At 45.0% G+C, this 17,760-nt stretch carries 15 protein-coding genes; 10 read left to right on the forward strand and 5 right to left on the reverse strand.

Annotated features, from left to right (window positions below; genetic code table 11):
• The first annotated feature begins 85 nt into the window (after window positions 1–85).
• From NFI81_RS16040 to NFI81_RS16070, 7 genes are all read left to right on the forward strand, one after another.
• Window positions 86–3,100 carry a SusC/RagA family TonB-linked outer membrane protein gene (locus NFI81_RS16040; protein WP_234611435.1) on the forward strand — a complete coding sequence of 1,005 codons (3,015 nt, stop codon included), beginning with the start codon at window positions 86–88 and terminating at the stop codon, window positions 3,098–3,100.
• A 19-nt stretch (window positions 3,101–3,119) separates the two neighbouring features.
• Window positions 3,120–4,622, forward strand: a complete 1,503-nt coding sequence (locus tag NFI81_RS16045; RefSeq protein WP_234611434.1) for a RagB/SusD family nutrient uptake outer membrane protein — start codon at window positions 3,120–3,122, stop codon at window positions 4,620–4,622.
• Window positions 4,623–4,667: 45 nt separating this feature from the next.
• Window positions 4,668–5,495: a LamG domain-containing protein gene (locus tag NFI81_RS16050; protein ID WP_234611433.1), complete on the forward strand. Its 828-nt coding sequence runs from the start codon at window positions 4,668–4,670 to the stop codon at window positions 5,493–5,495.
• A 63-nt stretch (window positions 5,496–5,558) separates the two neighbouring features.
• Entirely contained in the window at window positions 5,559–6,902 is a 1,344-nt protein-coding gene (locus tag NFI81_RS16055) for a glucoamylase family protein (protein ID WP_310589223.1), read from the forward strand.
• Between the two features lie 26 nt (window positions 6,903–6,928).
• A complete protein-coding gene (locus tag NFI81_RS16060; RefSeq protein ID WP_234611432.1) occupies window positions 6,929–8,308 on the forward strand; it encodes a glucoamylase family protein in 1,380 nt (459 codons plus the stop codon).
• A gap of 141 nt (window positions 8,309–8,449) precedes the next feature.
• Complete coding sequence (locus tag NFI81_RS16065; RefSeq protein ID WP_234611431.1) at window positions 8,450–9,430, forward strand: Kelch repeat-containing protein; 981 nt, start codon at window positions 8,450–8,452, stop codon at window positions 9,428–9,430.
• 36 nt (window positions 9,431–9,466) lie between these two features.
• Entirely contained in the window at window positions 9,467–11,104 is a 1,638-nt protein-coding gene (locus NFI81_RS16070; RefSeq protein WP_234611430.1) for a M1 family metallopeptidase, read from the forward strand.
• Here the strand turns inward: NFI81_RS16070 and NFI81_RS16075 are convergent.
• The 4 genes from NFI81_RS16075 to NFI81_RS16090 form a co-directional block, all read right to left on the reverse strand.
• A complete protein-coding gene (locus NFI81_RS16075; protein WP_234611429.1) occupies window positions 11,096–11,764 on the reverse strand; it encodes a thiamine diphosphokinase in 669 nt (222 codons plus the stop codon). The genes NFI81_RS16070 and NFI81_RS16075 overlap by 9 nt on opposite strands.
• 8 nt (window positions 11,765–11,772) lie before the next feature.
• Entirely contained in the window at window positions 11,773–12,207 is a 435-nt protein-coding gene (locus tag NFI81_RS16080) for a hypothetical protein (protein WP_234611428.1), read from the reverse strand.
• 147 nt (window positions 12,208–12,354) lie between these two features.
• Window positions 12,355–13,185 carry a nucleoside triphosphate pyrophosphohydrolase gene (mazG, locus tag NFI81_RS16085; RefSeq protein WP_234611427.1) on the reverse strand — a complete coding sequence of 277 codons (831 nt, stop codon included), beginning with the start codon at window positions 13,183–13,185 and terminating at the stop codon, window positions 12,355–12,357.
• Window positions 13,186–13,210: 25 nt separating this feature from the next.
• On the reverse strand, window positions 13,211–13,693 hold the full coding sequence (locus NFI81_RS16090) for a PaaI family thioesterase (RefSeq protein WP_234611426.1): 483 nt from the start codon (window positions 13,691–13,693) through the stop codon (window positions 13,211–13,213).
• 164 nt (window positions 13,694–13,857) lie between these two features.
• Here NFI81_RS16090 and NFI81_RS16095 point away from each other — a divergent pair, with 164 nt between their 5' ends.
• Window positions 13,858–14,652: a phosphosulfolactate synthase gene (locus NFI81_RS16095; RefSeq protein ID WP_234611425.1), complete on the forward strand. Its 795-nt coding sequence runs from the start codon at window positions 13,858–13,860 to the stop codon at window positions 14,650–14,652.
• 43 nt (window positions 14,653–14,695) lie between these two features.
• Window positions 14,696–15,352, forward strand: a complete 657-nt coding sequence (locus NFI81_RS16100) for a DedA family protein (RefSeq protein ID WP_234611424.1) — start codon at window positions 14,696–14,698, stop codon at window positions 15,350–15,352.
• A gap of 91 nt (window positions 15,353–15,443) precedes the next feature.
• Here the strand turns inward: NFI81_RS16100 and guaB are convergent, their stop codons facing one another.
• The gene (gene guaB, locus NFI81_RS16105) at window positions 15,444–16,919 is read right to left on the reverse strand and encodes an IMP dehydrogenase (RefSeq protein ID WP_234611423.1); all 1,476 of its coding nucleotides are present in this window, start codon (window positions 16,917–16,919) and stop codon (window positions 15,444–15,446) included.
• 203 nt (window positions 16,920–17,122) lie between these two features.
• Here guaB and NFI81_RS16110 point away from each other — a divergent pair, with 203 nt between their 5' ends.
• Complete coding sequence (locus tag NFI81_RS16110; protein ID WP_234611422.1) at window positions 17,123–17,746, forward strand: RNA polymerase sigma factor; 624 nt, start codon at window positions 17,123–17,125, stop codon at window positions 17,744–17,746.
• The last annotated feature ends 14 nt before the right edge of the window (window positions 17,747–17,760 follow it).

Below are 17,760 nucleotides of genomic sequence, written 5' to 3' on the forward strand. Positions count from 1 at the left end.
GTTTTTTTGATAAGTGGTTGTCTTGGAACTTAAATTTGAAGACAATTAAATCTTATAATAATTCAATCAACCAAATTATAACCTAATGAAAACTATTGTACGATTACTGTACATGTTCGTTTTCCTGTCTGCTAGCTTCATTAGCTATGGACAGGAAATTAGTGTGTCAGGAAAAGTCACCTCAGGTTCTGACGGCTCGATACTTCCCGGGGCCAGCGTGCTCATAAAAGGAACAACCACAGGAGTTCCGACCGATGCGGAAGGAAATTACACGATCAAAGTGCCATCGCCACAAGCCGTTCTGGTATTTTCGATGATTGGTATGACCGCGCAGGAAGTACCGGTTGGCACACAGACGGCCATTAATGTGGCTTTGGTGGAAGATGCGAAAGCACTCGGTGAAGTTGTTGTGATTGGATATGGTACGGCCAGCAAAAGAGACCTTACCGGTTCCATTGTAACCATTAAAGGTGCCGAAATCGCGGATAAGCCTTCTGCTAACCCCATTACATCATTGCAAGGAAAAGTGGCAGGTTTATCTGTTGTAAACTCAGGCCGCCCGGGTGAAGAACCAGACGTGCGTATCCGGGGAACCAACTCTATTAATGGTGTCAAGCCTGTTTACATTGTCGACGGGATTTTGAATGATAACATCAACTTCATTAACCCCGCCGATATCGAGTCGATTGAGGTTTTGAAAGATCCTTCTTCACTGGCCATTTTCGGGGTAAGAGGCGCTAATGGTGCCATTGCCGTAACTACCAAGAAAGCAAAGTCAGGTCAGTTGAATGTGAATTTCAATTCATCCGTGGGTATCAAGCAGGTTTCGGATCGCATCAGCATGACCAATGCGGCCCAGTTCAAAGAGCTCTATAACGAACAGCTTGCCAATCAGGCGAGTGCGCCATACAACTACACCAACTGGACAGGCGACACAGACTGGCAGGATCAGATTTTCCAGAGCGGCTTTCTGAATTATAACAACATCAGCATTTCGGGCGCAACGGAGAAAAACCGCTTCTATATGGGTGTAGGAACTGTGCAGGAAGAGGGATTAATCAAGCACGAGAAATACGGAAAACTGACACTGAACATTAACGACGAACTTCAGGTGAACAAAAATCTGAAATTCGGGGTGACATTCAGCGGTTACCGGGCAACACCTTTTGGCGATAAAAAGAAAAATGTGGGCGGTGCCATTCTGGCTGCTCCTATTGCTCCGGTTTTCAATGATCAGTACGGCCTTTATCACACATTGCCTGATTTTCAGCGCGCACAGGTGAATAACCCGCTTGTGGACGTAGAACTGCAAAAGCGCACTGAAATTTTAAGAGAATATCGGGCTGTTGGAAGCATTTACGGAGAACTGACATTTCTTAAAGACTTCACTTTCAGAGCATCATTATATGCGGATTTCGGATTTAACACCATTCGCAATTACCAGCCTCTTGTAAATACATATAATCCTGAGATCGTTGGTGAGGATAAGACGGATGAGGTTGTCAGACAAACCGTTGTCAATCAGAAACAAAACATTTTCCCCAAACTGCAGCAAGACTATTTGCTGACCTATAAAAAAGCTTTTGGTGATCATGATCTGACCGTTTTAGGTGGTATAACCACTTATTACAGAGGTTTTGAAGAAACCTCGTCAACAGTAAGACAAGGAAGCAGTTTCCCGATCCCGAATGATCCCCGTTTTTGGTATACAGACAATGTGGGAGATGCCGCAACCAGAACGGGCGCAGGATCAGCCTGGGAATCAGCAACATTATCCTACCTGGGACGTATCCTTTACAATTACCAAGGCAAATATCTTGTCAATGCATCCTATCGCAGAGACGGCAGTTCGGCTTTCCTTGGCAGCGGCAGATGGCAGGATTTTGGTGCGGTGGGTTTAGGCTGGGTTGTTAGTGAAGAGGGTTTTTTCAAAAACCAGAGCGTTTTCGATTATCTGAAGGTTAAAGGATCTTATGGTATTCTGGGTAACCAAAATATTGATGATAAATATCGCTATCCTGCTTACCCAACCCTTACAGCTGCTAATTCAGGCGTTTTTGGCGAAAATATCGTTGCCGGCCTTCAAAACGAATACATTGCTGACCCTAACCTGCATTGGGAAAAGGTGCTGGCCTATGAAGGAGGCGTTGAATTCAATATGCTTAAGAACCGGTTGACGGTTGAGGCGAATTACTACAACAAACTGACCAAGGACATTCTGGTGCTTGTGCCTGGGATTGCCGGTACAATTCCGGGATTGAGCAATCTTGGTGAGGTTCGCAACCATGGATTTGAATTTGCGGCAACCTGGAACCAGGATGTGACAGACGACTTCTCCTACGCTATCAGTGGTAATTTTACCACGATCAATAACAAAGTTCAGAAGCTCTCTACCAAAGGTTATGACATTATCAATGGTGCTTCTCGTACGACAGAAGGCTTCCCGATCGGTTATTTCTGGGGTTATGTGCATGACGGGATTTACCAGTCGGAGGCGGAATTCATCAAATCTCCTGTAAGCTCGATCGGTGAAGTTTCACCCGGCGACATTAAATATAAGGATGTGAATGAGGATGGATTTATCACGGAGGCGGACAGAACATTGATTGGAAATCCGACACCGGACTTCACTTACGGCGCCTCGGTTTCAGCAAAATACAAGGGTTTTGACGTAGGCGTTGATTTGAATGGTGTTTTTGGAAACGAGATTTTCCGCCAGTGGAACCGCAGCACATTCGCACAGTTCAACTATCAAACCGAAAGATTGGACCGCTGGAACGGGCCGGGCACCTCTAACTGGGAGCCTGTTCTCAACACTTCACGGGCTAACAATTATTTGCCTTCCTCTTACTGGATCGAGGACGGAAGCTTCTTCCGGATCAGGAATGTGCAGCTCGGGTACAATTTCACGTCGCAGACGCTTAAAAGTCTACGCATGAAATCTTTACGCCTTTATGTAAATGCTCAAAACTTGAAAACCTTTACAAACAGCACTGGATTTACACCGGAAATCGGAGGTAACACAACTGCTTTTGGTGTGGACAATGGAACATATCCTGTCCCGGTCATTTACACATTCGGTATCAATCTGAATTTCTAAAATCTTATCTCTTTGGAATATGAAAAGTAAATTAATAAATAAATTCTCCATCCTGACGGTTTTCAGCCTGCTGGTTCTGTCCGGTTGCAGCGACTTCCTGGATCGCGAGCCTCTGGGAAGATATGTTGAAAAGGACATTCCCGCAGGTTCATTTGACAGTCAGGTTTTTGGTGTGTATGCCAAAATGCGAAGCTTTGGTGTTTCCTCCATGCCCTATCTGGCCATCCACAATTTTCGCTCCGACGATGCGGATAAAGGCAGCTCAACCACAGACGGCGTTGCACAGGAAAGTTTCTACGATAATTTCCAGTATACACAAGATGAATGGCTGCTAAACAGCTACTGGTCTGACCATTATGCATTAATCATTGCCGCTAATGCAGTTATCGCCGACATTGATTCGGTGGGCGCAACGGATGCGGGAACATTGGTTAATAAGGCAGAAGCGAAGTTTATGCGTGCATATGCCTACTTCAATCTGGCCAGGACTTACGGCGACATTCCAAAAATTGATTTTAAAGTCATAGAATCTTCCCAGGCAAACATTCCAAAATCTCCTGTCGGTGAAATATTTGCATTGATTGATACCGATTTGACAGAAGCTTCCACCCTTCTTCCTGTTTCCTGGGATGCCAAATACATTGGCAGGCTTACCAGCGGTGCAGCTTATGCATTGCATGCCAAGACGCACTTGTGGCGTAAAAACTGGCCCGCCGCATTGGCAGCCGCGAAACAGGTGATCTCATCGGCTAAATATTCGCTGGTGAGTGATTATGCAGGCATTTTCCGGGAAACCGGCGAAAACAATTCCGAATCTGTTTTTGAGTTACAAGCATTCTATTCGATTACACAAACTTCTCTGGGCATTGAAAATGCGATGCACCAGGGCGTGAGAGGCTCAGGAGCCTGGGATTTGGGCTGGGGTTGGAATACGCCGAATAAGTCACTGGCCGACGCTTTTGAGAAAGGTGACCCAAGAAAAGATGCAACGCTGCTTTACTCAGGACAGGTGAACACGCCTTATAACGAGAGTGTGCCGCCTGCGTCGACAAGCATTCCAAGAGCTTATTGGAACAAAAAAGCATACACTAATCCGGCAACCCGGGAAGCGACAGCAAGCCGTTTCGGACAATGGATGAATGTGCGCATCATCCGCTATGCCGATGTGTTATTAATGGCCGCTGAGGCTGCCAATGAAGTAGGTGGCGAACAGAATATCACCGATGCACTTGCATGGCTTGAAATGGTACGCGGCCGGGCACGAGGCACCAATGCGGCTGTTTTGCCAAAAATTGTTACCAGAAATCAAGCGCAGCTGAGAGAGGCGATCCGTAAAGAAAGACGCGTGGAGCTGGGAATGGAAAACGAACGGTTTTTCGACATTGTTCGCTGGGGAATTGCAGCAGATGTGTTGCGCGCTGCGGGAAAAAATCTTTACCAAAACCGCAACCGCTATCTGCCGATCCCACGTCCTGAAATAGACAAATCCGGCGGTGTGCTGGTGCAAAATCCGGAATATTGATAGTCAGGTAACCGCATTTTTTTGATCAACATTAATCGCATTGAAATGAAAAATATAACATCCCGGCTATGGATCATCGGTTTAGCCATCTCGATTTTTTCGTGCCAAAATTTTGACAGACCCGAACTGGTCCTGGTGTCTGACGATGACCCGTCCTTCAACGGACCATTACAACGTCTCTGGGCTTTTGAAGGCGTCGCTACCGACAGCATCTGGGGTAGTCGCGGAGTAGCAACCGGCGTATCTTATGTGGACGGAATAAGCGGAAAAGCCTATCAAGGTTCGCCAACCGGACAAATCGAATATGCTTCTGCCGGCAAGCTAGCTACCATGGAAAGTTTCACCATCGCATTTTGGATGAATACGGAAAAACATGATGGCGGAGCGCAAAGTGTGTTTATGCTGCCGAACACAGACGACTTCTGGGGCAACACCTTCATGATTATTGAGGGAAATAACACCAAAAGTGACTCCATGCTTGTCAAATTCAATTTCGCAGGAAACTGGATCACTTTTGACGGGACGAAGAATGCCAATGGTTTAAACAAATGGCCTAATGCTTACGGAAAATGGAAGCACGTTGCGTATACATATGATGGCACAACTTCCAAATTCGCCGCTTATGTGGATGGAAAGAAACTGGCACTTGCCGAGTCGGTGACTAACATTATGAAGGACAAAGCACCATTTGGCCCATTGAAAATGACCAATGCATCTAAATTTGTCCTTGGCGGATTTCAACAGCACATTGGCATAAAAGCACCTGCGGACGCATGGATGTTGCATTATACCGGCAAGCTCGATCAGTTCCGTGTTTATACCAAAGCGCTCACAGACGCTGAGGTAGCGGAAATTTTTACCAAGAAAATGTAATGTGGGCGGGAGAGAAGCTTACAAACTTCCCTCCCGTTTTTATGTATTTCAACCCATTTTGTCATGACGAGAGGCTTCATTAAGCACGGGCTTTTATTGCTTATACTTTTTTTGTCCGGTTGCGATAAAAAGAATTCCGGCTCGGTAACGGAGCCTGAAACGGTCGACTCAACAGACAAATTTCCGATTATATCTGACGATGAGCTCCTTACCCTCGTCCAAAAACAAACATTCAGGTATTTCTGGGATTTTGCACATCCGGTAAGCGGGCTGGCGCGGGAGCGGAATTCATCGGGCGATGTGGTAACCTCCGGCGGAAGCGGTTTTGGCATTATGACCATTCCGATTGCTATTGAACGCAAATTCATCACGCGAGAACAGGGTTTGGAAAGAATGCAGAAAATGGTAACATTTTTGAAAGACAAATCGCAAAAATTTCATGGCGCTTTTCCGCATTGGCTCAATGGTGCAACCGGCGTTGCCATGCCTTTCAGTCAAAAAGACAATGGGGCTGATTTGGTTGAAACGGCATATTTGGTTCAGGGCTTGCTAACAGCCCGGCAGTATTTTTCCGCCACAAACCCTGCCGAAACAACATTAAGAAAGGACATTAATATTATTTGGGAAGGTGTTGAGTGGGATTGGTTTAGAAAAGGCTCCGAAAATGTGCTTTACTGGCATTGGAGCCCGGACTATAACTGGGAAATGAACCATCCGGTCAAAGGCTGGAACGAATGCCTCATCACTTACGCGCTCGCAGCCTCGTCGCCAACACATTCCATTCCTAAAATAGTTTACGACAAAGGCTGGACGAGTGATGGCAGTTTTGTGAACGGAAGCTCCTATTACGGGCTTACGCTGCCGTTAGGCGAACCGTCCGGAGGCCCGCTTTTCTTTTCACAATATTCTTTTTTGGGCTTAAACCCTACCGGGCTTACAGATCAATACACCAATTATTTTACCCAAAACAAGGCGCATGCCCTGATTAACTTCAATTACTGTAAAGCCGATCCTAAGAATTATGGATACAGCGATCGCTGCTGGGGATTAACGGCTTGCGACATTCCAAATGGTTATAATGCCAATTCCCCAACCAATGATAAAAGCGTCATTGCGCCTACCGCTGCACTTTCGTCATTCCCCTACACGCCAGACGAGTCGATGCAAGCATTGAAATACTTTTACTACAAACTCGGCGATCAGCTTTGGGGTGAATATGGCTTTTACGATTCGTTTTCCATTCAGGAACAATGGGTTGCCGACTCCTATCTTGCGATTGATCAGGGGCCTATTATCATTATGATCGAAAATCATCGGAGTGGCCTTCCGTGGAAGCTTTTTATGAGTGCGCCGGAAATTAAATCTGGGATGAAAAAACTGGGGTTTAGCAGTCCTAACCTCAATTAAGAAGCAGTTACTTAATCAACGAAATCATGAAGATATCCTACTTTTGCCTTACCTGCCTGTTTTTCTTAATCTCTCATGTTAACGACGGTTTTGCGCAAAAAAAGAAAATCGCCGTCAGCAAACCAGCCGTTTTCAATCCGGCAGACAGACCCAAAAACCTCTCGGACACAGCATTACTGGAATTGGTCCAAAAGCAAACATTCCGTTATTTCTGGGAATTCGGGCATCCTGTTAGCGGCATGTCACGCGAGCGAAGCAACATTGCATACGATTACGGCGACGAAGTTGTCACCACGGGCGGCACGGGTTTTGGCATTATGGCCATGATCGTGGCGGCCGAAAGAGGCTGGCAGCCAAGAGATTCCGTTGCAGCCCGGCTTTTAAAAATGATGAAATTTTTATCGAAAGCTGATCATTACCACGGCATTTTTCCACATTGGCTCAATGGCGCAACCGGCAAAATCGTTCCGTTCGGGCGCAAAGACGATGGCGGGGACTTGGTGGAAAGCTCTTTTCTTTTTCAGGGAATGTTGGCCGCCCGGCAGTATTTTGACCGGGATAATAATGTGGAAAGAGACCTGAGAAACCGCATTCAGTGGATCTGGAGTGAAGCTGAATGGGATTGGTATACAAGGGGAAATCCGAACCAGCTTTACTGGCATTGGAGCCCGAATAACGGCTGGGCGATGAATTTTGAGCTGAGAGGCTATAACGAAACATTGATCACCTACATCATGGCCGCTTCTTCGCCGCGCTACCCAATTACAGCGCAAGTTTACAATAAATGCTGGGCACAAAGTGATCATTTCAAGAATGGCAAGGAATATTATGGTGTGAAGCTTCCGTTGGGTTTTGAGTTTGGCGGGCCGCTTTTTTTCGCACATTATTCGTTCCTGGGCTTGGATCCAAGAAAATTGAAAGATCAGTATGCCGATTACTGGGAGCAGAATGTGAATCATTCACTCATCAATTACAAACATTGCGTTGCTAACCCCGGCAAATTCAAAGGTTATGGAGAAGATAGTTGGGGATTGACGGCCAGCGACACGTACAACGGCTATAACGCACATTCCCCGACGAACGATTTTGGCACTATAACGCCAACTGCGGCCCTTTCTTCATTTCCCTACACACCGGAACAGTCCATGAAAGCGCTGCGGTATTTCTATGAGAATTTGGGTGACAAAATTTGGAGTGAATATGGATTTACGGACGCGTTTAATGAAAGCCAGAACTGGTATGCCAAATCGCATCTCGCAATAGATCAGGGACCGATCATTGTAATGATTGAAAATTACAGAACAGGACTAATCTGGAAGTTGTTTATGAAAGATCCTGATGTGCAAACCGGGCTCAAAAAACTGGGCTTTGAAAGTCCTGCGCTTGAAATAAGCAGCAAAAATTAACCCTTTATTTGCAGAAATTGACAGAAAGACCGGCATAGCGCTGGTCTTTCTGTTTTATAAAATATGTTTGTACCTTAATGCATATTTTTGGCCTGTATTTGCTCAAAAAATACTTCCCTAACCCACATCAAACGTAAAAAAATGAATGCAAATCTAAAAACCTCTATATTTCTGATTGCCCTTAACTTCCTGGTTTTGTATGCTAATGCGCAAATCTGGGAAGTTTCAGAACCGGAAAATCTTCCTGAAAAGCGGCACGAAAATGCAATGGCGACGGCAAATGGAAAGCTCTATCTTCTGGGCGGTCGCGGCGTAAAACCCGTTGACGAATATGATTTTAAGAAAGACACGTGGTCGCATCTGAAAGAAACCCCGCTGGAAATGAGCCACTTCCAGGCAATTACTTACAAGAACGAAATTTACGTTTTAGGCGCATTTACAGGCGGTTACCCCCACGAAACACCAATTCCTAACATCTACATTTTTAATCCGATCAAAAACGAGTGGCGCAAAGGCGATGCCATTCCGGAAAACCGTTTGCGTGGTGCGGCAGGTGCATTCGTTTTGAATGATAAAATATATCTGGTGTGCGGTATTCAGGACGGACATTGGGACGGACAAGTTACCTGGTTCGATGAATTTGACCCGGCTACAAATACCTGGAAAACACTCCCGGACGCGCCAAGACCGAGGGATCACGTTCAGGTTGCTGTTTTAAACAACAAATTATACGTGGCCGGCGGCCGCTTGTCGACTGCGAGAATTAATCAGGTTTTGAACACGGTTATCAAGGAAGTGGATGTTTATGATTTCAAAACAGGCAAATGGTCGACGCTGGACGCTGCCAACAATCTTCCAACATTACGCGCTGGCAACACAACGGTGGCTTATGGCAACAAAATCCTGATCATTGGTGGAGAAAGCGACGCGCATGTAGAAGCGCACAATGAAGTCGAAGCCTTTAATACCCAGACACAAAAATGGGAAAAACTGCCTTCATTGCATCAGGGACGTCACGGAACGCAGGCAGTTTCGTTAAATAAGAAGATATACATTGCTGCCGGATCGGCCAACAGAGGCGGCGGCCCTGAGCTAAATGATATGGAAATTCTGGATAAATAGAGTTTGAAATAACCTCATTACGAAAATACATTTTAAATGCGGAAAACATTCGTTTGCCTTTTGCTCTTGGCCTCATGCGCAACGTGGGCACAAAAACCTAAATTCACTCACGCCGACACGCTAAGAGGCTCCATAACGCCGGAGCGCGCGTGGTGGGATTTGACTTATTATCATTTAAATGTGCGCCCCAATGCCCAGGATAGCACGCTAACCGGATCGACAAAAGTTGTTTATAAGGTTCTTAAACCACAGCAAACCATACAGATCGATTTGCAGGAACCGCTTCAAATTACAAAGGTCACGCAGGAGGGCGAGTCGCTCACTTACAAGCGGGATGGCAATGCATTTTTTATAGCATTAACAAAAAAACAAGAAGCGGGAAAAACGGAAGCAATCGAAGTCTTTTATTCGGGTAAGCCAAGATTGGCAAAGCGGCCGCCGTGGGACGGGGGTGTGCAATGGGTGCCGGATGGAAAGGGAAACACGATCATTTCCACATCTTGCCAGGGTTTGGGATCCAGCGTTTGGTGGCCTTGCAAGGATCATATGTATGACGAGCCAGACAGCATGCTCATCAGCATTACCGTTCCGAAAAACATGATGGATGTTTCAAACGGTAACCTGCGGTCGGTAATCGAAAATGATGATAACACGCATACATTCAATTGGGCGGTTCAAAACCCGATCAATAATTACGGGGTAAATATGAATGTTGCCAATTATGTGAGTTGGAAGGAAACCTACAAGGGTGAAAAAGGGAATTTGGCATTGAGTTACTACGTGCTGCCGCAAAACCTCGAAAAAGCAAAAGAGCAGTTCAAGCAGGCACCGCAAATGCTGAAAGCTTTTGAACATTGGTTTGGGCCCTATCCTTTTTATGAAGACGGTTACAAACTGGTTGAAGTGCCATATCTGGGCATGGAGCATCAGAGCTCGGTAACTTATGGGAATGGTTATAAAATGGGTTATCTGGGTAAAGATCTGTCCAACACGGGCTGGGGTTTGAAGTGGGATTTTATCATTATTCACGAAAGTGGCCACGAATGGTTCGCCAACAACATTACTTATAAAGATGTGGCGGATATGTGGGTGCATGAAGGTTTTACCAATTATTCAGAAAATCTGTACACTGAATTTTATTTTGGCAAAGAGGCTGGCTCTGACTATGTGGTTGGAACGCGGGCTTTGATTGCTAATGACAGTCCGATTATTGGCACTCACGGTGTGAATCAGGAAGGTTCCAGGGATATGTATTACAAAGGCGGCAATATGCTCCATACAATCCGTCAGGTCGTTAATGACGACGAAAAGTGGAGAGAAATCCTTCGCGGCCTGAACAAGACTTTTTATCACCAGACTGTTGACGGATCACAAATTGAAGCTTATGTGAGTGACCATGCGGGAAGGAACATTACAAAAGTTTTCGATCAATATTTACGCGATGTGCGCATTCCGGTTTTTGAGTATTCATTTGGCAACAAAGGCCTTCAATATCGCTGGGCGAATGTTGTGGAAGGATTTGATATGCCCGTCAAAGTGAAAATAGGAGACAACGACGAATTTCTTTACCCGACAGCCAGCTGGCAAAGCCTGAAAACAAAGGGCATCAAGACGTTAACTGTTGATAAGAATTTTTATGTAGAATCAAAAGAAACAAAGCAGGCATCAATGTAGATCCCAGCATTCCATAATCAAAAGATCTCCTTTTTTAGCCGAAACCCTGACCATTCCATCCACCTCAGCCTCGTTGCTGTTCCCGGTGCGATGGCCCAGAGTCAGGGTTTCGTCATACAAATTGTATTTTAACCCACTGGTTTCAATGCCTTCGACCACCCCAATCGGAATCAGTGAGATAGGTGTCCCTGCCACATACCATTTTTCAAATGTGCCGGACAAGGGAAATATCTTAGAATAATCATCGAACATGACCAGTCTGATACGATCCTTGTAACGCACCATGTTAGTAATGTTTGTGATCGCATGATCGGCCCGACGGCCTGTTGCCCATACAATGTTAGCAGCTGGAAAACCTCTTTCTATCAGAAAATCAATTGCCTTTTCTAGGTCAGTCTTTTCCTGATCCGGCGTGCTAATAATCTCAATCGGATCTTGCCTTTCGGATATTGCGTCAAAATCATGCTGCTGGTCGAAGTCGCCCATCCACACATCCACTTTGATGCCCAGATCGAGCACCCGATAAATCGCGTGATCCAGGACTACGATCAATGGACTCCATTCGAGAAGTTGTCCCAAAAGTTCTTCACTGCAAGCTTCTCCGTTAGCAATAATCAGCGCCGGTTCTTGTTTTTCTTTGACAATGTGATGGGAAGACATTAATGTTATTATTCTCGTTTGATATGGGTGACCAACTCACCGATTTGCTGTTTCATCTCGTGGAATTGTTGGCCCATTGCATCGAAGCGTTGATCCATGACATCGAAGCGTTGACCCATTGCATCGAAGCGTTGGTCCATTTTCCTTTCAAGATTATCAACTTTCGTTTCAAGTTTGTCTAATCTTATTTCAACTCGTCCAATGCGAATATCCAGCCGATCCACTTTTGAATCAAGCTGAGCAACATTTGAACCAAGATTGTCGACTTTTGAGTCCAGTCTGTCGAAACGCTGTTCATGCTCAGCAAATTTCTTCTTCGTGTAAGCGAAGCCGTCCTTTACTTCCGTAGTGAGCGCTCCAAGTCCGTTTGCGATGATTTCAATTTGCTTGCCTTGATCCACAGCTAAATGCTCTAATTGTTCAACTCGTTCTTCCAAAAACATTTTAGTGACTTTATTTGGTGAATACTAAACTAAAAGTTGCCGTCTTCACAAAATCCTGATCAATATCGAAAAGAATCCGGTGGTTCACAACAACCATAGGTTTAGACGTAGACTTTTAGAAATAGTCACTGAAATAAAAGATATTTTTTACACGCCCAACGTCTTTGCCTTATTCCAATAAGCATCCATTTCCGTTAACGTCATGTCCGACAGGGCCTTACCGTCAGCATTCGAAGCTTCCTCAAGATATTGAAAACGTCTGATAAATTTCTTGTTCGTGCGTTCCAAGGCCGTTTCGGGGTTAATGTCGACGAATCTTGAATAATTGACCAACGAAAACAACAGATCTCCAAATTCCCCTTCCGCCTCCTTCTGATCGATTACTTCGTGTTTTTCAATATCAAAATTCTCTTTAAATTCTTGGAGTTCTTCTTCAACTTTATTCCAGACCTGCTGCTTTTCATCCCAGTCGAAACCAACGCCACGTGCCTTTTCCTGAATGCGCATGGCCTTAACCAACGCTGGCAAAGACGCGGGCACACCTCCTAAAACAGATTTATTGCCTTCTTTCAGTTTCAGTTTTTCCCAATTCTGCTTGACGGCTTCTTCATCCTCCGCCACAAAATCTCCATATATATGCGGATGACGGGAGATCAGCTTTTCACTGATTCCATTAAGCACATCCTTAATATCGAAACGAACGGCATCATCTGCCTGCTCAGAACCGATTTTGGCATAAAAAACAATATGCAGCAAGACATCGCCAAGCTCCTTTTTGATCTCAGGCAGGTCATTTTCCAGAATCGCGTCGGACAGTTCATAGGTTTCTTCGATCGTCAAATGTCGGAGCGTATCCATTGTTTGCTTCCGGTCCCACGGACATTGTTCCCGAAGCTCGTCCATGATGGTCAACAGCCTGTCAAAGGCCATTAGCTGTTCCTGGCGTCGCCCGGGCAAATCATTAAATTGCTTTTCCATAACACAAAGATATGCCGTGCCTACATTAGTCGGCGGACGGGGCTGGAATTTTAAAACTTGTCTGGATCATATTGCTCGTGCATTTGGCCACGATTCGTCCGTCCGCCTTATAAATCTGGCCTTCCACATGGATAATGTTCTTGCCCGTCCGAATCACTTTTGATTTGGCAGTAAGCACTTCCCCTGGCAATGCCGGATTAAGAAAATCACAATTCAGGTTTACGGAAGTGAAAGCAAACTCCCTCCCAAGCGCATAGACCATTGTTCCGACAATGTCATCCAAAATCGTCGACGCTATTCCGCCATGCAAGGTGCCCATTGGGTTACACATATCTTCACGGACCTCATACTCGATCTCCATGGCTCCTTCGGAAACATCGATGAGTCGACCATTTAGCCAACTGGCGACGGGGGAAAAGTTACCGACCATATGTTTCCCTTTTAATTGCAGCAATAATTCAATCCGGCTGTTTGGCGGTAAGTAGGACGGATTAGCTTGTGGATCCATTCGAAAATTATTAGTTGATAGTTTGGAATGACATATTCTAAAAATAGTAATTATCGTAGAAAGATACATCTAAAAGAGTCGATGATATGGATTTTATTGCGACGTATCAAAGGTAATTGCTACCTTTGCCGAAGTTTTTGCCAGAGATAAAAGCATACCCATATATGAATTTTACGTTATCGCAAGTTCCTGCCCGTTCTGAAAAACCCCGAAAAAAAGGGATCACCATGGTAATGGATAAAGGCCTCAGTGTCAGGGAAACGGAAGATATGCTTTCCATTGCATCTCCTTATATTGATATCGTAAAACTGGGCTGGGCAACCTCTTTCGTAAGCCCGAATCTCAATGAAAAACTTGCTGTTTACAAAAATGCGAACATTCCGGTGTATTTCGGCGGGACGCTTTTTGAAGCTTTTGTGGTAAGAAACCAGTTTGAGGATTACCGGAAGTTACTTGACAAGTATGATCTCAAATTTGCGGAAGTTTCGGATGGTTCGATCGAAATGAACCAGGACGTGAAATGTGAATACATTCGCACGCTGGCCCAGCAGGTTACCGTTCTTTCGGAAGTGGGCTCCAAGGATGAAAATAAGATCATTCCACCTTATAAATGGATCCAGCTGATCAAATCGGAATTGCAGGCGGGTGCCTGGAAAGTGATTGGTGAAGCCCGTGAATCGGGAAATGTTGGTCTGTTTCGGGCCAGCGGAGAAGTTCGCCAGGGTTTGGTCGAAGAAATCCTGACCGAGATCGCGTTCGAAGATATGCTTTGGGAAGCGCCCCAAAAATCGCAGCAGGTCTGGTTCGTTAAGCTTTTAGGAGCTAACGTAAATTTGGGAAACATTGCTCCAAGCGAGCTTATCCCTCTTGAGACGATCCGTCTCGGATTGCGCGGCGATACATTCAATCACTTCCTGAATGCGAAAACCAAACAGAAGTGGAAAATAGATTCCAAGTAGTTTCAGGGCCTTTCAAAATATTTAGTTCACAAAAAACTTTGCTATGGAATTTTTAACGCAATTCGTCGATTTTTTCCTTCATCTCGACAAGCATTTGTTCAATATCGTTGAGCAATACGGCACATTGACTTACGTGATCCTGTTCCTGATTGTTTTCACAGAAACCGGTCTTGTTATTATGCCACTGCTCCCGGGCGACTCGCTTTTATTTGCTGCGGGTGCCATTGCTGCCAATGAAGGAACTGGCCTGAATGTTTGGCTGATCATCCTTATCCTGATCATTGCTGCTCTTTTGGGCGACAATGTCAATTATTTTATGGGTAAAAAATTTGGAGGGGAAATTAAGAAAAGGGAGCGAATATTGTTTTTGAAGAGAGAATATCTCGAAAAAACAGAGGCTTTCTACGAAAAACATGGCGGTAGCACAGTAATTATGGCTCGTTTCATCCCGATCGTTCGTACCGTTGCGCCTTTTGTTGCAGGTGCAGGAAGTATGAATTACTCTAAATACATTGTGTACTGTGTAATTGGCGCGATCCTTTGGGTGCCTTCTTTAACACTTCTTGGCTATTTCTTCGGGAATATGGAAATTGTTAAAAAGAACTTTGAACTTGTAATTTTCGGAATCATTGGGTTATCAATTCTGCCGATGATTTTCCAATATCTGAAAAGCCGATTCGCTAAGCCTTCTGCGGCCTGATTGATCATCCGGCTTTAAATATAATATCATAAAAAGCGCCTCGTAACTTGATGTCACGAGGCGCTTTTGCTATACAGCAACCTGTTATCCGTTATGATTTCGAAGAATAGTTAGGTGCTTCTTTCTGGATCATTACATCGTGTGGATGGCTTTCTCTTACTCCGGCTGATGTAATTTTCACGAACTGCGCTTTTTGCAATGATGCAATGTCACCTGCTCCGCAATAACCCATTCCCGCTTTCAGGCCTCCTACCATTTGGTAAACGATCTCGGAAACCTTTCCTTTGAATGGCACACGCCCCACAATTCCTTCCGGAACCAGTTTTTTCACATCGTCCTCAGCATCCTGGAAATAACGGTCTTTTGATCCGTCTTCCATGGCTTCTACTGAACCCATTCCGCGATAAGCTTTGAATTTCCGGCCTTCGTAAATCACGATCTCACCAGGAGCTTCATCACTTCCTGCAAGCATGGAACCGATCATGATTGTGCTCGCGCCGCCAGCCAGTGCTTTTGTCATATCACCGGAGAAGCGAATTCCGCCATCGGCAATTACAGGAACGTCTGTATCTTTCAATGCCTCAGCTGCCCACATCACCGCGGTAAGCTGCGGAACACCAATTCCGGCAATGATACGCGTTGTACAAATACTGCCAGGCCCTACGCCTACTTTCACCGCATCCGCGCCGGCATCTGCAAGCGCCTTTGCTCCTGCACCTGTTGCCACGTTTCCAGCGATTACATCCAATTTAGGGAATTGCTTTTTAACAGATTTCAATGCTTCAATCACGCCCAGTGAATGTCCGTGCGCTGTATCCAGACTGATCACGTCTACGCCAGCCTTTACCAATGCCTCCACTCTTTTCAAAAGATCGGCAGTAACGCCAACCGCCGCGCCTACACGCAAACGGCCGTATTCATCTTTACAAGCATTCGGGTGCGATTTGCGTTTCAGGATATCCTTATACGTGATCAAACCCGTCAGTCTGTATTCCGAATCTACGATGGGGAGTTTTTCAATTTTGTACTCTTGAAGGATTTTTTCAGCGTCGTCAAGAGATAAACCATCAGAAGCAGTGATCAGCTTATCCTTCGTCATAATGTCCGTCACAGGTTTTGCCATTTCTCTTTCGAAACGCAAGTCCCTGTTGGTCAGGATGCCGATAAGCTTGTGATCTTTATCGATGACGGGAATTCCGCCGATTTTGAACTCACGCATGATCTGGTGCGCATCGCCTAATGTAGCCGTGTCAGAAAGCGTGATCGGGTCGAGGATCATGCCGCTTTCGGAGCGTTTTACTTTCCTAACCTGCTCAGCCTGAGCTTCCAGGCTCATATTTTTGTGAATAATCCCGATCCCTCCTTCCTGTGCCATGGCAATCGCCAGGTCGAATTCAGTAACGGTATCCATTGCAGCAGAAACAAGTGGAATGTTCAGCTCAATGTTACGGGTTAGCTTGGTTTTTGTTGTTGTGTTGCGAGGCAGAATTTCTGAATAACCAGGTATTAGAAGAACGTCGTCGTACGTTAGCGCCTCGAAGAGGACTTTGGATGGGTCTGTGCTCATAGCAAATAAACTATTGTTATTTGCCGGGCAAAATTAAGAAAATGTTTGCTGCCTACCAAACATTTTGTCAAATGCCAAATATTAATTTTTTAAGAATCCAAATTCCTCTATCGTCCACAGCGCTTTCCATTCCCGCAATCGCTGAATCATCCATGTAACTAAAACGATCTGTGAAATGTGTATTTTTAAAAATTATTAAAAATATGATAAAATGGTTTAGGGGTTATTGCCGGTTCCTTGACTATAACTTTGCAAGCCATATTAAGGATCAGATGAAGCCAACATTTACCGATGAACAACTGGTCGTTCAACTCTCCGAAAGCAACAAACGCGCTTTTGAGGAGATCTATGACCGTTATTGGTATAAGTTGTTCTGCATCTCATTTCACCAGACCGGATCCAGGGAAGAGGCGGAGGAATTGGTGCATGATTTGTTTGAAAGTCTCTGGAAAAGAAGGCTGGAAAGCAAGATCAATCATTTGAGTTCTTACCTCGTCATTGCATTGAAATACCTGATTGTCAATCACATCAAATCGCAGATTACCTGGCGCAAATATCAGGAATATGTGCTTTTGAATAAGATGCATGAGATTTCGACGACTGAGGAAAACATTGAATTCAATGATCTTTCAGAAGCCATTGATAAGGCGATGAAAAAATTGCCTGAGAAAACGAGCCGTGTGTTTCAGCTCAGTCGCTTTGAAAATCAGTCGGTTAAGAGCATTGCCAAAGAACTCCACATTTCCGAAAAAGCCGTGGAATATCACATTACCAAGTCCCTGAAAGTCCTGAAAGACAATCTTTGGATTTATCAGACAGACAATTGAGACCTTACCACACG

The sequence above is a fragment of the Dyadobacter fanqingshengii genome, from assembly GCF_023822005.2.
Classification (GTDB): Bacteria; Bacteroidota; Bacteroidia; order Cytophagales; family Spirosomataceae; genus Dyadobacter; species Dyadobacter fanqingshengii.

Bases quoted from the DNA above. Each gene is read 5' to 3' on its own strand.
- NFI81_RS16060 (WP_234611432.1), top strand. From the start codon at position 6,929: ATGAAGATATCCTACTTTTGCCTTACCTGCCTGTTTTTCTTAATCTCT.
- NFI81_RS16075 (WP_234611429.1), bottom strand. From the start codon at position 11,764: ATGTCTTCCCATCACATTGTCAAAGAAAAACAAGAACCGGCGCTGATT.
- NFI81_RS16070 (WP_234611430.1), top strand. From the start codon at position 9,467: ATGCGGAAAACATTCGTTTGCCTTTTGCTCTTGGCCTCATGCGCAACG.
- NFI81_RS16040 (WP_234611435.1), top strand. From the start codon at position 86: ATGAAAACTATTGTACGATTACTGTACATGTTCGTTTTCCTGTCTGCT.
- NFI81_RS16050 (WP_234611433.1), top strand. From the start codon at position 4,668: ATGAAAAATATAACATCCCGGCTATGGATCATCGGTTTAGCCATCTCG.
- NFI81_RS16065 (WP_234611431.1), top strand. From the start codon at position 8,450: ATGAATGCAAATCTAAAAACCTCTATATTTCTGATTGCCCTTAACTTC.
- NFI81_RS16045 (WP_234611434.1), top strand. From the start codon at position 3,120: ATGAAAAGTAAATTAATAAATAAATTCTCCATCCTGACGGTTTTCAGC.
- NFI81_RS16055 (WP_310589223.1), top strand. From the start codon at position 5,559: ATGACGAGAGGCTTCATTAAGCACGGGCTTTTATTGCTTATACTTTTT.
- NFI81_RS16110 (WP_234611422.1), top strand. From the start codon at position 17,123: ATGATAAAATGGTTTAGGGGTTATTGCCGGTTCCTTGACTATAACTTT.
- guaB (WP_234611423.1), bottom strand. From the start codon at position 16,919: ATGAGCACAGACCCATCCAAAGTCCTCTTCGAGGCGCTAACGTACGAC.
- NFI81_RS16095 (WP_234611425.1), top strand. From the start codon at position 13,858: ATGAATTTTACGTTATCGCAAGTTCCTGCCCGTTCTGAAAAACCCCGA.
- mazG (WP_234611427.1), bottom strand. From the start codon at position 13,185: ATGGAAAAGCAATTTAATGATTTGCCCGGGCGACGCCAGGAACAGCTA.
- NFI81_RS16080 (WP_234611428.1), bottom strand. From the start codon at position 12,207: ATGTTTTTGGAAGAACGAGTTGAACAATTAGAGCATTTAGCTGTGGAT.
- NFI81_RS16100 (WP_234611424.1), top strand. From the start codon at position 14,696: ATGGAATTTTTAACGCAATTCGTCGATTTTTTCCTTCATCTCGACAAG.
- NFI81_RS16090 (WP_234611426.1), bottom strand. From the start codon at position 13,693: ATGGATCCACAAGCTAATCCGTCCTACTTACCGCCAAACAGCCGGATT.